The following is a 14,741-nucleotide window of genomic DNA, read 5'->3' as shown; positions in this document are numbered from 1 at the left end:
ATGACGCGCGTGGCATCAATCGAGTTAAAGAGGTGTACCTACCTCTTCGTCTTCAATCACCTCAGTCTCTTCTGAGGCTAGTTGATACCACTCCATCAACTCTGGGGTCTGCAGCAGCCAATCTCGGTATTGTGAGGCAGGCTCTGTCAGTTCGATCTGATAGGTATGAAAACGAGAAGCAATCGGTGCAAAGAATGCATCTAGTATACCTAAGTCGACTCCCTTCTCGCGAGCATTAATGAACCAAGGATCACTCCAGATCTGATCAATACGCTCAATCTCTGATCGCACCGTCTCAGACACACTGATCGATCGCTGTGCACGGCAGTTCATCGGTAGCGCATGCCTTAGATTGGCAAAACCAGAGTGGACCTCAGAGACTATGGATCTCGTTTTAGCACGATCTTGCAGGGATTCTGGCCAACCTAATCCTGCTAGATGCGCTTCACTGAGGTATTCACAGATTGCTAGGGAATCCCAAACCTGAAGCTCAGAATCGATCAGCACCGGCACACGCCCTGCATCACTGTATTGGGAGAGTTTTTCATGGAAGTCCGACTCAAACAGGGCTAAACGTTCCAGATCAAAATAGAGGCCTGATCGCTTCATAAAAAACCAAGCACGCAGTGACCAGCTTGAGTAGTTGTGGTTACCAATAATCAACTTAAGAGCGGATTGGTTGGATGTGGCTAAATTCCACATGCAGAGGCGCCTCGTTTTTTAAGATATTGTTGATGGTACTCTTCTGCAGGCCAGAAGGTTTGAGCCGGCACAATCTCAGTCACGATAGGGTTCGCAAACACGCCACTGGTTCCAAGAACCGCTTTTGACTGCTCCGCTAAGATGCGTTGCGTATCATCTTGATAAAAGATCGCTGAACGATATTGCGTGCCAACATCAGGTCCCTGTCGATTCAGCGTGGTGGGATCATGCCATTGCCAAAAAGAGTCTAAAAGGGCTTCATACGCGATAAGGTGTTCATCAAATTCGATCTGCACCACCTCGGCATGACCCGTCTGGCCAGTACAGACATCCTGGTAGCTCGGCTGATCGAGAGCACCGCCCATGTAACCCACTTGAGTGCCGGTCACACCCGTCAAATCGGAAAATCGCAGTTCAACACCCCAAAAACAACCTGCAGCAAATGTAGCTAATGCCATACAAACACCTCCAATAATATCGAATGGATGTACGTTACTCTTTCAGAGTGTCGATCAGCACAGAGTGCCACGCAACTCTTTTTTCATCTAAGGTCATCGATGCATGCGCCGGACTGGTCGACGGCAGCTGAAAAAAGTCTATCCCCTTTGCTTTAGCAAACTGATCAAACCCAGCTCGTTTGAATAGCCTCATCGCTGCCCCGCCATTTAAAACAATGCACTTCAACTTGGGCAAGCTCTCGATGAGTTGATCAATTGGATTGTAGTGAACAGTCGATGACTTGATATCTGAATCCAGTGATCCCGGCCGTTCGGCTTCAGCAACGACGTCCCAAAACCCAATCCCACCTTCCAAGGCTGCGGCCAACTTCTGTTCGTAACTCATTGAATTTGGCATCTGCAGCCAGTCACACAGAATAGGCCAAAGCGCATTTCTAGGGTGGGCATAGTACTGCTGCTCAGCGATCGATTTTTTACCAGGCAGTGAGCCTAGGATTAGCAGTTTAGTGCTCGTATTGCAGACTGCGCTAAACGAGTGATCAATCATCCTTTTGGGTCCACTGAAGAATTCCTATATGCTATGGCCTTTCAGCCTAACTAAGCGGTTTTAACAACGCAATGTCGACCTATGCCATCGGAGATATTCAAGGGTGCTATCGAACACTGATCGCCCTACTTGATTCACTCCAATTCAGTGAAGATGACCAGCTATGGATTGCTGGCGATCTGGTTAATCGAGGTCCTGACTCCTTAGAGGTTTTGCGATTTATAAAATCACTTGGACCTCGCGCGCGCATTGTTCTTGGCAATCATGACCTGCACCTGTTAGCACTTGCCTCAGGTGTCGATCGAAAGGTAGGAAAAACATTAAAACCGATCATGCAGGCGCAAGATCGCAATGAGTTACTGAGTTGGCTTATACAACAACCACTGATTCAACGCTGTGACGCCTTAGGCTATGTGATGACCCATGCAGGCATTCCCCACATCTGGTCCTTAGAACAAGCTGAGCAACTGGCGAAAGAGGTGACTGATTGCTTAAACAGCACCCTGTCCGTCCACTATTTCGAACAGATGTATGGCAATAAACCCGCCAAATGGAAAGATGAGATCATTGGCTTCGATCGATTGCGAACGATCACTAACTACTTCACCCGCATGCGCTATATTAAACCCTCTGGTAAATTGGACTTTGACGCAAACGGTGGATTAGACGAACAGCCTGAGGGTTTCCTCCCCTGGTTTGAACTACCGACACAGGTCAGTTCTCACAAACAGATTACCGGTCACTGGGCGGCATTAGGGCTGCGAGTGGCACCCAATCATTACGCTCTCGACACCGGATGTGTTTGGGGCGGAGAGTTAACGGCTTTGAGACTAGAGGATGGATCGATCTTCTCGATCTCAAGCCAAGAGTTAAATCGTTAAGAATGACTAAGGATACTAAATGAATCAATTTAAACACGTCGTTGCAAAAGATGCCCTAGAGCTCATTGAGAAAGGCGCCGTTGTAGCCGACATTCGTGATGGACAGAGCTTTGCCAACAATCACATCAAAGGCGCTGTTAATCTAACCAATGACAACCTACAAGAGTTCATCGATAGCCACGAATTCGATTCGCCCATTCTTGTCTGCTGTTACCACGGTATGAGCAGCCAATCTGCAGCCGCTTTCCTTTGTGAGCGTGGCTTTGAAGAGGTCTACAGCATTGATGGCGGTTTTGAACGCTGGGTATTGGCCTTCCCTGAGCACTGCGAAAAAGGTTAACCATGCAGATCTATCTGGTGGGTGGTGCTGTGCGTGACGAACTACTCGGTCTTGAGGTTAAAGACCGAGATTGGGTCGTCGTCGGTGCCACACCAGAAGCGATGCTTGAAGCGGGTTATAGGCCGGTTGGCAGTGACTTTCCCGTCTTCCTCCATCCTGAAACGCACGAAGAGTATGCCTTAGCCAGAACCGAACGCAAAAGTGGCCGCGGCTACAAAGGGTTCACCTTCCATACTGATCCAAGCGTCACCCTGGATGAGGATCTACTCAGGAGAGACCTGACGATTAATGCGATGGCCAAGAGTGATACTGGCGTCATTACCGACCCATTCAACGGCCAAAAAGATCTAAATGCTCGCCTACTCAGGCACGTCTCTGACGCCTTTTTAGAGGATCCCCTCCGCGTACTTCGTGTGGCCCGTTTCCATGCGCGTTTTGCCCACCTTGGTTTCAAAGTCGCACCTGAGACCCTAGCATTAATGCAGGGTATGAGCGCCTCGGGTGAGCTGGACCATCTGACCACAGAGCGGGTTTGGCAGGAGTTTGAGCGAGCGCTAAATACTAAGACACCCAGTCAGTTCTTAACTACCTTAGCAAAGAGTCATGCCAACTACCTGCTGGCACCACTGGACAGGATTGCGTTGCAGGATTTGCATAGCGTCGATAGTCCACTACTTGAAGCGGCTGAGGAGCGATTTGCTCTGTTGTGCCACCTTGCGAATCTGAGCACCGAGGAGGTTGACGCCTTAGCGCTCAAACTCAAAGTCCCCAACCGTTTCAAATCGCTAGCTATTGCCTTCTCTAGACACTCAGCGACTCTGTCGAATTTCCCAACAGCTGATGCCGAACAAAAACTTCAGTTAATCAACGATCTTAAATTGATCAAGCAACCCACCGCCGCTGAGCCTCTGATCCATATTCACGACGCACTGCAGCAGGATAACCGATTCAACTCTGCTGACTTAGCGACAGCCGTTGAGTCAGTCGCAGCTGTTCAGCCAAAACAGGTGATGGCTGATGGATTCTCGGGTGCCGAGCTAGGATCTGAGTTGCGTCGCAGACAGATTGAGAGATTGTCGACTCTCTCTGCTTAACCCTTCAAAATAACGGCTAGAAAATAACCGATCGAAAGTAACGCGCACAAAAAAGGCCGCTCAATGAGCAGCCTTTAATGATCGATTTTGCTTAAGAGATCTTACCGTGACAGGCTTTGTATTTCTTGCCTGATCCACAAGGACAAGGTTCGTTACGCCCTACTTTACGATCATCACGTTTGAAGGTTGCTGGTTGTTCTTCGCCTTCAATACCGCTATCAGTCTCTTCACCCTGCATTCCCGTCGCAGCATCGTGTTTGAAGTCCATGGCCTGTTTCTCAGCCGCTTCACGACGCTGACGCTCCATCTCTTCAACATCTTCAGGAGCACGCACTTGAACGTGGCTGATGATACGAACAACGTCGGCTTTGATGTTCTCTAGAAGCCCCTGGAACAGTTCAAACGACTCACGTTTGTACTCCTGTTTCGGGTTTTTCTGAGCATAACCACGTAAGTGAATGCCACGACGAAGTAGATCCATCGTCTGCAGGTGCTCTTTCCAAAGCTGGTCCAGCACTTGAAGCATCACTTGCTTCTCGAAATTACGGAAGGATTCGGTTCCGACCAACGCCTCTTTCTGGCGATACACTTCAACGATCTGATCAAGAATGCGTGTGCGCAGTGTCTCTTCGTAGAGGTTATCGTCCTCATCTAGCCACTGCTGAATCGGCATCTCAACGGCAAAGCGTGTTTTGATCTCCTCTTCCAGACCCGGGATATCCCACTGTTCAGAGAGTGACTCAGGTGGAATAAAGGTGCTGATGGTGTCGTTAACCACCTCTTCACGGATCGCATCGATGGTTTCAGAAATATCATCGCTCGACATCAACTCATTGCGCTGATCGTAGATGACGGTACGCTGGTCGTTAGCAACATCATCATACTCAAGAAGCTGCTTACGAATATCGAAGTTTCGGCCTTCCACTTTGCGCTGAGCTTTCTCAATGGCATTGGAGACCATCTTATGCTCAATCGCTTCACCTTTCTCCATACCTAGCGCTTTCATCATGTTACGAACACGATCGGAAGCGAAGATACGCATCAAGTCATCTTCAAGTGACAGGAAGAAACGTGACGAACCTGGGTCACCTTGGCGGCCAGCACGACCACGCAACTGATTATCGATACGACGAGACTCGTGACGCTCAGTACCGATGATGTGTAGACCACCCGCCTCAAGCACCGCTTCATGACGCTTAGACCAATCCGCTTTAGCGGCTTCGATCTGCTCTTCTGTAGCATTTTCACCTAGTGCTTCAAGTTCAACTTCAAGCTTACCGCCAAGCATGATATCGGTACCACGACCGGCCATATTGGTTGCAATGGTGACTGCACCTGGACGACCCGCTTCAGCGATGACACCCGCTTCTCGGTCGTGTTGCTTGGCGTTCAGTACGTTATGTTTGATGCCTGCTTTATCAAGCATCTGCGAAAGAAGTTCAGAAGAGCTGACTGACGCAGTACCCACTAGAATTGGGCGTTGCTGCTCTTGGCAGTGCTTAACCTCTTTAACGATCGCTTCGAACTTATCCTCGATCGACAAGTAGACCAGATCGTTGTAATCGATACGTTGAATCGGACGGTTAGTCGGAATGACCACTACGTCCAGACCATAAATTTGACGTAGCTCGAACGCTTCCGTATCCGCTGTACCGGTCATACCCGATAGCTTGTTGTAGAGACGGAAGTAGTTCTGGAAGGTGGTCGACGCTAGGGTTTGGCTCTCCATCTGGATCTCAACACCCTCTTTCGCTTCAACAGCTTGGTGAAGACCTTCTGACCAACGACGGCCCGCCATGATACGACCGGTATGCTCATCGACGATGACAACCTGACCACCCTGAACGATGTAGTCACGATCTTTAACAAACAGGTGGTGTGCGCGAAGTGCCGCTAGGACATGGTGCAGCAGGGTTAGGTTCTGCGGAGCATAGAGACTATCGCCTTCCGCAAGAAGACCCGCTTCGATCAACATGCCTTCAACTTTTTCATGACCCGCTTCGGTCAACTCAACGGTACGGTTCTTCTCATCGACGTGGAAATCTTCATTGATCACCTGCGTCTCATCTTTGACATCAATCTCACCTTCAAATTGAGTCAGATGTGGAATCAGTGTGTTGATCGCTTTGTAGGTTTCTGAACTGTCTTCAGCAGGACCTGAGATGATCAACGGGGTACGTGCTTCATCGATCAGAATCGAGTCCACCTCATCGACCACGGCAAAGTTGAAATCACGCTGAACCTTATCGGTCAGATTGAACGCCATGTTGTCGCGCAGGTAGTCAAAACCAAATTCGTTATTGGTACCGTAGGTGATATCACAGGCATAGGCAGCGCGTTTGGTCTCACCATCCTGACTTGACACAACGACACCCACTGATAGACCCAGTGCTTCGTAGAGTGGACGCATCCACTCTGCATCACGACTTGCAAGATAGTCGTTGACGGTTACGACGTGAACACCTTTGGCAGAGATTGCGTTTAGATAGACCGCAAGCGTAGCGACCAGAGTTTTACCTTCACCGGTGCGCATCTCAGCCACTTTGCCATCATGCAGTGTCATACCACCGATCAACTGAACGTCGAAGTGGCGCATACCCATCACGCGTTTTGACGCTTCTCGACAGTTGGCAAAGGCTTCAGGTAGGAGCTTATCTAGAGACTCTCCCTGTTCGAGTCGCTCTCTAAATTGAGCCGTTTTCTCTTTGATCCCCTCGTCACTGAGTGATTCAAACTCGGGTTCTAGTTCGTTAATTTGTTTAACGATGCGGCCCATACGTTTAAGTTCACGATCGTTTTTACTGCCGAAAATTTTAGAGAGGAAAGAGGTAAGCATGATTGGGTCAACTAGTGAGTCATTATTAATTAAGTTTTTTATGGGGGCACTCAGCCTAAAAACAACCTTTTACTGAGTAAACCCTTAGCTATTTTGCAAAAAAATAGGGCCGATCTAAGTCGGCCCTGTTTTATAACATGTTTTGTTCAATCAGACAGCAGCTGCTGGACGCTGATATGAAATGGGGGCTTTGTGATCGTCAGTTTCGAAGGTCACCACTTCCCATGCAGATTCATCTTCTAGAAGCGTACGAAGCAGACGGTTATTCAGGAAGTGACCTGATTTATCGCCGTAGAACTCACCGATCAAGCTCTTACCGAGTAGGTAGAGATCACCGACTGCATCAAGAATCTTGTGCTTAACGAACTCATCTTCGTAACGAAGGCCATCTTCATTGAGGATACGGTAGTCATCAACAACGATTGCGTTATCAAAGCTGCCACCCAACGCCAAGTTTTGAGAACGTAGGTATTCGATATCACGCATAAAACCAAAAGTACGCGCACGTGCCACCTCTTTAACAAAGGAGGTGCTCGAAAAATCGAGGGCAGCATGCTGAGTACGGTTTTCAAATACTGGGTGATCGAACTCAATCTGAAAGCCGACTTTAAATCCATTGAACGGAAGGAATTTAGCAATCTTACCTTCGTGTTCAACCTGAACCTCTTTAAGGATACGGATGAACTGTTTAGGCGCGTTCTGCTCTTCAATACCGGCAGACTGAACCAAGAAAACAAAAGGAGCGGCACTGCCATCCATAATAGGGACTTCTTCAGCACTCAACTCGATGTAGGCATTATCGATACCAAGTCCCGCCAGAGCAGATAGAAGGTGCTCAATCGTCGCGACACGAGCGCCGCCCATAGAGATGTTGGTAGACAGCGTGGTGTCAGAGACATTGTGCGCAACAGCAGGGATTTCAACCACGGGATCAAGATCCACACGACGGAAGATAATACCCGTATTAACAGGGGCTGGGCGCAAGGTCAGGTAGACTTTTTGACCTGAATGCAGGCCGATACCTGTCGCTTTAATGCTGTTTTTGAGTGTGCGCTGTTTAATCATCCGCGGGGGCAACCAATCCAGTTATGACGTATTAACAGCACATCATAAAGGAAAGCCACCCCGCTTCCTAGCGTTTACTCAAAAAATATTCAGGTTCCGTTCAGCGACGAAGATAGGTCGGAACATCTAAGTAATCGAGATCCGCGTAGGGATCTTCAGGCTCCGGCTTATCCAGCAGAGCTTCAAGATTAGTTCGCTTCAGAATCTCCGGAAGCTCGAACGTATTGATGTCCAATTTCGCTTTAGGCTCTCTGTTTTCAACAACCAACACAGGTTCCGGTATAACGCTCTGCTGAGTAGAACTTAACCCTGTTGCTACAACCGTAACCTTAATCTCGTCTCCCAGAGTTTCATCGACTACCGTGCCGACCACGATAGTGGCATCTTCAGCGGCGTACTCTGCAACCAGATCACCCACTTCCGAAAACTCACCCAGGCTTAGATCTTTGCCTGCCGCTACATTGACCAAGACACCCTTAGCCCCTTTAAGATCAACCCCTTCTAAAAGAGGACTTTGAACCGCCTGCTCTGTCGCAATTCGAGCACGCTCATCACCTAATGCTCGGCCAGTGCCCATCATCGACATGCCCATCTCTGTCATCACAGTACGTACATCGGCAAAGTCGACATTGATCATACCAGGACGAGTGATCAGATCAGAGATGCCCTCGACCGCCCCTTTAAGAACATTATTGGCTTCCGCAAAGGCTTTGATCAACGTCACCTTACTACCAAGCGCGCTCATCAACTTCTCGTTGGGAATTATAATCAACGAGTCAACCGCCTCTTTAAGCTCAGAGATACCCTGATCCGCAATGCGCATTCTGCTCTTGCCTTCAAACTTAAACGGCTTAGTCACGACCGCAACCGTCAGCGCACCCAATTCACGTGCAACCTCGGCAACCACTGGCGCTGCCCCGGTACCTGTACCACCGCCCATGCCGGCCGTAATGAACACCATATCGGCACCCGCCAACTGTTCAGCAATCGCAGCTCGACTCTCTTGAGCCGCGGCACGCCCAACCTCTGGATTAGCACCCGCGCCAAGACCATTGGTCGTTTCGCGACCAATGTGCAGCGCCTCACTCAAAGTAATATCACTCAACGCCTGGGCATCAGTATTCACACAGATAAACTGAACCCCATCCATGGCTTGTGTACGCATATGAGCAACCGCGTTACCGCCGCCACCCCCGATGCCGACCACTTTGATCTTTGCGCCTTCTGCAGCCTGATCAATTAACTGAAACATCTTCTCTCCCCCTTTCAACTCTATTCCCCAATAGAGATGAAGCATTTAAATACCCTCGCTCAAATTCTGCTGATTGAGTCGTGAAAACCTGTTTTAGGAACGCTTGGTTCCTGAACCCTTTTTCCATTTAACCGCCACACCATTGGTGTAACGGATATCAACCTCTTCAATTGACTCTTGCTGCTTAACCAGCTGCGTTTCATAGACCTGTATGAAGCGCCTTAGTCTGGGCATCAGGTCATCTCGACCTGCGACCACTTTGATTCCATTATTGAGATGCAGTGTCCAAGCACCTCGAGACTCCAACTCCAGTCCAGCCAAGGTAATACCCGATCGAATAAACAGTGAGTTTAGATCCCTAAACTGCTGCATAATTCGAACCGTCTCGTGGGACGGTCCTGACAACTCGGGCAGGGCTTGATAAGCATCGACCCTCTCTGGCCAGAAGATGTCACCCTGGTGATTCAATAAGCCTCGATTTCCCCAACGTGCAACAGGAACCTCTTCAATCAACTTCACTTGTAAAGCCGGTGGCCAAGCTCGGCGCACCTCAACTTCATTGATCCATGGCTCCTCAACAAGTCGCTCTTGAATGGCGCCAAGGTCGAGCTCCAAAATGCGTCCATTGATACCCGCTGCTACCTGATTCGCGATGACAGTTTTATCGATGTGACGGGTTGCTCCATCGACAACAACGGTCTCTACAGGACGATTCAACCACTGGGTATACTCGCGAACCGCTGTGAATATCAGTGACAGCAAAATCCCGCAGATGGTCAGTACCAACACCGGCTTCCAGATCCAATCCGACTCATTTGCCACCTCGGACTCAACCAAACGATCAGCTCGCTCAAAGAGGATCTCCGCCTCTTGCGCAGCTGACTGTTGAGTCTCAACGATCTCAGCCACTTGAGTGGGGATCGTTTTTTTCCAAGGTAGGCTGAAGGCCACGACTATCGAGCCTCCATCACAATTTCGACACAGAGTTCACTAAAACTAATTCCGGCCTGTTTTGCCGCCATAGGCACCAGACTGTGATCGGTCATACCCGGTGTGGTATTTACCTCTAACAACTGAAACTGACCCGCTTGATCCATCATCAAATCCACGCGCCCCCAACCACTACAACCGACTACATGGAAAGCCTGCTCAACCAGACCTTGCATCTCTTCGATCTGCTCGTTATCCAAACCGGTATCAAACAGGTATTGAGTGTCATTCGCTTGGTACTTAGCATCGAAGTCGTAAAACTCATGGGGTGTCACAAGGCGAATAATGGGCAGTGCACGGCCATTTAGAATTGCGACGGTGAACTCAGGACCATTGACCCACTGTTCGGCGATCACTCGGCTATCAAACTGAGCCGCCACAGCATAAGCATCACGTAACTCTTGAGCGCTGCTGACACGACTCATGCCAATACTCGACCCCTCATTAGCGGGTTTCACCATCAGAGGCAGTCCGAGATCCTCAACGATCTGATCAAAGTCACTGCTTGGGCAAAGCGACGCATAGGCTGGAGTGGGTAGACCGGCACCTAACCAGAGCTGCTTGGTGCGCATCTTATCCATTCCCACCGCAGAGGCTGCGACGCCGCTGCCGGTGTAAGGCTTATTGATCAGTTCAAGAGCGCCTTGTAGCTGGCCATCTTCTCCACCAGGCCCGTGGACAATCAGAAACGCGCGATCAAATTCGGTTTCCACTAATTGAGTTAATGGGTTCTGTCCATTACCTGTCAAATCCAGTGCGAACGCATCGACACCGGCACTCTGCAGCGCCGCTAATACCGCATTACCACTGTTCAGAGATACCTGACGTTCTGACGCATTGCCACCCATGATAACGGCGACACGACCTAGGCTTTGCAGCTCTTGTTTGGAGTATTTAGTAATCGATTCAGCCATCAGACTTAGACCTCACCCCAGTGTTCACGTAGCTGGTGAGCCAGCGTTGTGATGTTCCCTGCACCCTGAGTCAGAAGCAGATCACCCGGTTGCAGAACCTCTTTCAACATCTCGGCTATGTGCTCATTTGATTCAACAAAAATGGGCTCTTTGCCACGTTGACGCAGAGAACGGCAGAGGGAACGTGTGTCCGCGCCTGGAATCGCCTCCTCACCGGCTGCATAGACCTCAAGCAGCAGTAGCTGATCGGGACGTTGCAACACCTGAACAAAATCTTCATAGAGATCACGCGTACGTGTGTAGCGGTGAGGCTGATAGACCATCACTAAGCGACGACCCGGCCAGCCCTCTTCAACCGCACTGATCACCGCTTGAACCTCACGTGGGTGATGACCATAATCATCGACCAGTGTCACACTACCGCTCTCCAGTGGCAGCTCACCCAATACTTGGAACCGACGTCCGACGCCTTCGAACTTCTCCAATGCACGACAGATCGCCGCATCGTCGATCTCTTCATCCGTTGCAACGGCAATTGCAGCGAGTGCGTTCAATACGTTGTGGCGTCCTGGCATATTTAGACAGACCGAAAGATCACTTAGTCCACCTGGACGTCTCACCTTAAAACGGCTCTGCAGTCCATTCTGCTCTAGGTCATAAGCTTGGAAGTCTGCATCTTCAGAGAAGCCATAACTGAGCATGGGGCGCCCAACCTCTGGCATCAATTCGCGCACGACGGGATCATCGATACACATAACGGCCAGTCCGTAAAATGGGAGATTCTGCAGAAAACGGATAAAGGTCTGCTTCAACTTGCCGAAGTCACCGTCGTAGGTATCCATATGATCAGCATCGATGTTGGTGACAATCGCCACCATCGGCTGCAGGTGCAGGAATGAGGCATCAGACTCATCCGCTTCAGCGACTAAGTAACGACTGCGCCCAAGCTGAGCATTGGTGCCTGCACTGGTTAGACGACCGCCGATCACAAAGGTGGGTGACTGTTGCGCTTCTGCGAGAATAGAAGCAACCAAACTGGTCGTCGTTGTTTTACCGTGTGTGCCTGCCACTGCAATCCCATGGCGGTAGCGCATCAACTCGGCCAACATTTCAGCACGACGAACAACCGGTATTAACTGCTCTTTGGCGCGGGCAACTTCTGGATTGGTTTGATCGACCGCTGTTGAGGTGACTAGGACATCTATCCCCTCGACATTCTCAGCCGCATGGCCAATAAAAATGGTCGCGCCGAGTGACTGAAGTCGATTGGTCACTGCCGACTCACGGATATCAGAACCGGAGATAGCATAACCCTGGTTCAATAACACTTCGGCGATGCCACACATACCCACACCTCCGATGCCCACAAAGTGGATTCGGTTAATACGGCGCATCTCTGGCACTTCATACTCTTTACGATGTCCGGCTTTTGGGCTCATAGGGCCACCTCCAAACAGATATCAGCGACCTGACGGGTTGCGTCTGGTTTCGCCTGAGAACGCGAAGCGTTAGCCATGGCCAACAGATCGGTTCGAGATTGATGTTGTTTCAGCCATAGAGAGAGTCCCTCGGCTGTTAAATTCTTTTGTGCAATTAGGTCTGCACCCTTTGCGTCAACCAAATACTGAGCGTTTGCTGTTTGATGGTCATCAACCGCATGAGGGAAGGGAATAAACAGAGCAGGCACACCGGCTATCGCAATTTCAGAGACGGTTAATGCCCCCGCTCGGCAGATCACCAGATCAGCCCAGGCATAAGCCTCATCCATGGATTCAATGTAGGGCACGACCTCAGCTTCAACACCGGCATCTGCATAAGCCTGTTGGCAACGTTCAATGTGCGTCGGTCCAGATTGATGCCACAGATTGGGACGCTCTTCAGATGACAACCTAGCCACAGCTTGAGGTACCAAGTCGTTGATCGCTAATGCCCCAAGACTGCCCCCCACTACTAGGCAATTAATGGCCCCGCTTCGCCCTGCAAACCGTTCAGAAGGTGCTGCAACATCCAAGATAGGGCCACGAATAGGATTGCCGACCACTTCACCTTGTGCGCCCGATTTAAAGGCGTTGGGAAAGGCTTGGAGTACACGTTTAGCAAATCGACGAGACTGTGTATTGGTCAATCCAGCGACCGCATTTTGCTCATGAATCACTAGAGGCTTATTGAGTAGCCAAGCGGCCAGGGCTCCAGGCCCCGACGCAAAACCACCCATACCCAGAACGGCATCTGGCTGAACCTGTTTTACTACCTTATAGGCTTGCCATAGCGCCTTAATTAATTTGAAAGGCGCAGCAATAAGGCTCAGTTTGCCTTTCCCTCTTAGGCCTGAGACATTAATGGCATGCAACCTAATGCCCGCTTCAGGGACCACTCGATTTTCAATGCCACGAACAGAACCTAACCACTCCACCTGGTGACCCTCAGCACGCAACAGATCAGCCACGGCAAGTGCTGGGTAGACATGCCCGCCGGTACCGCCGGCCATAATGAGTAGGCGTTTAGACTGACTCATGAGAGGCCTCCTGTGTCCAGCGTGACCAGAATCGACTCCAACGGCTCTCGACGGGCTTCATCCCCAGACGCTCACGTTTCAGCTCATAATCCACGCGCTGCACGATGGCGATCATCGCCGCACAGATAATCAGCGATGAACCACCGTAACTCATCAGCGGCAACGTCAGACCTTTGGTTGGCAATGCGCCCACGTTCACACCGATATTGATCATCGCCTGACCCGCAAGAATGAACCCGAAACCGTAGGAGATGTAGCTCATAAAAAAGCGTTGCTGCTTCTCAGCCTGGCGACCGATCAAGAAGATTCGAGCGATTAAAACCACATACAAAACAACAACCGCCATGGCACCGATCAGACCGAGCTCTTCCGCGAGAACTGAGTAGACAAAGTCTGTATGGGCTTCGGGTAGGTAGAAGAGTTTTTGTACGCTGTTACCAAGACCGGTTCCAAACCACTCTCCGCGACCAAAAGCGATCTGCGCTTGAGAGAGCTGATAGCCAGCACCGTATGGATCCGCCCAAGGATCCGAGAAAGACTGCAGACGTTTCAAACGGTAAGTTTGAGTCAACGCCATCGCACCGACCAACACTCCGACAACGCCAACAACAGTAACTAACTGTAACAGTCGCATTCCACCCAGGAAGATCATGCCCATAACCGTTGCAGTTGTAACAACGATGGCACCGTAATCCGGCTCTAGGTAGAGTGCAAAAACATAGAACGCCAGTGGAATAGCAGGTTTCACAACCCCCTTCCAAGTCGATCTAACCTCGTGTAGACGGCGCACCAGATAGCCCGCAATAAACATCACCATACAGACCTTAGCGACCTCTGAGGCCTGTAGATTGAAGCTACCCAGTCCTATCCAACGCTGACTACCATTGACCTCGCGGCCGATGCCAGGCACTAAAACAATCAACAGCAACAACAGTCCCAAGAAGAGCAGCCAGACTGAGAAACGCTCCCAAACAGTAATGGGAATTCTCACCAGCAGTGCAACCACTAACAGCGCTGCCACAACAAATAGGCCGTGCCTAAAAATGAAGAAGAATGGCCCACCAAATTTAGCCGCTGCAACATCCATAGAGGCTGAAGAGATCATGACAAGGCCTGTCAGCATCAGTGCTAGCATACTCATCATCAA

The 14,741-nt window shown here is 50.1% G+C and carries 14 protein-coding genes; 3 read left to right on the top strand and 11 right to left on the bottom strand.

What is annotated here, in order from left to right; all coding sequences use genetic code 11:
- Positions 1-24: 24 nt before the first annotated feature.
- Genes XMG59_RS06630 through XMG59_RS06620 form a run of 3 tightly spaced genes read right to left on the bottom strand, consistent with a single transcriptional unit; the run spans position 25 to position 1,707 of the window.
- Positions 25-702 carry a glutathione S-transferase gene (locus XMG59_RS06630; RefSeq protein WP_173481264.1) on the bottom strand — a complete coding sequence of 226 codons (678 nt, stop codon included), beginning with the start codon at positions 700-702 and terminating at the stop codon, positions 25-27.
- Complete coding sequence (msrA, locus tag XMG59_RS06625) at positions 690-1,160, bottom strand: peptide-methionine (S)-S-oxide reductase MsrA (protein WP_173481265.1); 471 nt, start codon at positions 1,158-1,160, stop codon at positions 690-692. Before msrA ends, XMG59_RS06630 begins: the two co-directional genes overlap by 13 nt.
- A 34-nt stretch (positions 1,161-1,194) precedes the next feature.
- Positions 1,195-1,707 carry a DNA-deoxyinosine glycosylase gene (locus XMG59_RS06620; RefSeq protein ID WP_173483060.1) on the bottom strand — a complete coding sequence of 171 codons (513 nt, stop codon included), beginning with the start codon at positions 1,705-1,707 and terminating at the stop codon, positions 1,195-1,197.
- A 71-nt stretch (positions 1,708-1,778) separates the two neighbouring features.
- Between XMG59_RS06620 and XMG59_RS06615 the strand changes: the two genes are divergently transcribed.
- Genes XMG59_RS06615 through XMG59_RS06605 form a run of 3 tightly spaced genes read left to right on the top strand, consistent with a single transcriptional unit; the run spans position 1,779 to position 4,022 of the window.
- Positions 1,779-2,588, top strand: a complete 810-nt coding sequence (locus XMG59_RS06615) for a symmetrical bis(5'-nucleosyl)-tetraphosphatase (RefSeq protein WP_173481267.1) — start codon at positions 1,779-1,781, stop codon at positions 2,586-2,588.
- 19 nt (positions 2,589-2,607) lie between these two features.
- A complete protein-coding gene (gene glpE, locus XMG59_RS06610) occupies positions 2,608-2,928 on the top strand; it encodes a thiosulfate sulfurtransferase GlpE (RefSeq protein ID WP_173481268.1) in 321 nt (106 codons plus the stop codon).
- Between the two features lie 2 nt (positions 2,929-2,930).
- A complete protein-coding gene (locus XMG59_RS06605; protein WP_173481269.1) occupies positions 2,931-4,022 on the top strand; it encodes a hypothetical protein in 1,092 nt (363 codons plus the stop codon).
- 91 nt (positions 4,023-4,113) lie between these two features.
- Here the strand turns inward: XMG59_RS06605 and secA are convergent, their stop codons facing one another.
- The 8 genes from secA to ftsW form a co-directional block, all read right to left on the bottom strand.
- Positions 4,114-6,858, bottom strand: a complete 2,745-nt coding sequence (gene secA, locus XMG59_RS06600) for a preprotein translocase subunit SecA (protein WP_173498410.1) — start codon at positions 6,856-6,858, stop codon at positions 4,114-4,116.
- Between the two features lie 150 nt (positions 6,859-7,008).
- Entirely contained in the window at positions 7,009-7,923 is a 915-nt protein-coding gene (gene lpxC, locus XMG59_RS06595; protein WP_173481271.1) for a UDP-3-O-acyl-N-acetylglucosamine deacetylase, read from the bottom strand.
- 100 nt (positions 7,924-8,023) lie between these two features.
- A complete protein-coding gene (gene ftsZ, locus XMG59_RS06590; RefSeq protein WP_173483061.1) occupies positions 8,024-9,175 on the bottom strand; it encodes a cell division protein FtsZ in 1,152 nt (383 codons plus the stop codon).
- A 93-nt stretch (positions 9,176-9,268) separates the two neighbouring features.
- On the bottom strand, positions 9,269-10,126 hold the full coding sequence (locus XMG59_RS06585) for a cell division protein FtsQ/DivIB (RefSeq protein WP_371731526.1): 858 nt from the start codon (positions 10,124-10,126) through the stop codon (positions 9,269-9,271).
- Between the two features lie 2 nt (positions 10,127-10,128).
- Positions 10,129-11,079: a D-alanine--D-alanine ligase gene (locus tag XMG59_RS06580; protein WP_173484340.1), complete on the bottom strand. Its 951-nt coding sequence runs from the start codon at positions 11,077-11,079 to the stop codon at positions 10,129-10,131.
- A 5-nt stretch (positions 11,080-11,084) separates the two neighbouring features.
- Positions 11,085-12,518, bottom strand: coding sequence for a UDP-N-acetylmuramate--L-alanine ligase (gene murC, locus XMG59_RS06575; protein WP_173484339.1), 1,434 nt, complete (start codon positions 12,516-12,518; stop codon positions 11,085-11,087).
- The gene (gene murG, locus XMG59_RS06570; protein WP_173484338.1) at positions 12,515-13,594 is read right to left on the bottom strand and encodes an undecaprenyldiphospho-muramoylpentapeptide beta-N-acetylglucosaminyltransferase; all 1,080 of its coding nucleotides are present in this window, start codon (positions 13,592-13,594) and stop codon (positions 12,515-12,517) included. The genes murC and murG overlap by 4 nt, the downstream gene beginning before the upstream one ends.
- Positions 13,581-14,738, bottom strand: a complete 1,158-nt coding sequence (gene ftsW, locus XMG59_RS06565; protein ID WP_371740266.1) for a putative lipid II flippase FtsW — start codon at positions 14,736-14,738, stop codon at positions 13,581-13,583. The genes murG and ftsW overlap by 14 nt, the downstream gene beginning before the upstream one ends.
- Between the last annotated feature and the right edge of the window lie 3 nt (positions 14,739-14,741).

The sequence above is a fragment of the Marinobacterium sp. xm-g-59 genome, assembly GCF_013283315.1.
Classification (GTDB): Bacteria; Pseudomonadota; Gammaproteobacteria; order Pseudomonadales; family Balneatricaceae; genus Marinobacterium_E.
This window is presented reverse-complemented; position numbering and strand designations above follow the sequence as displayed.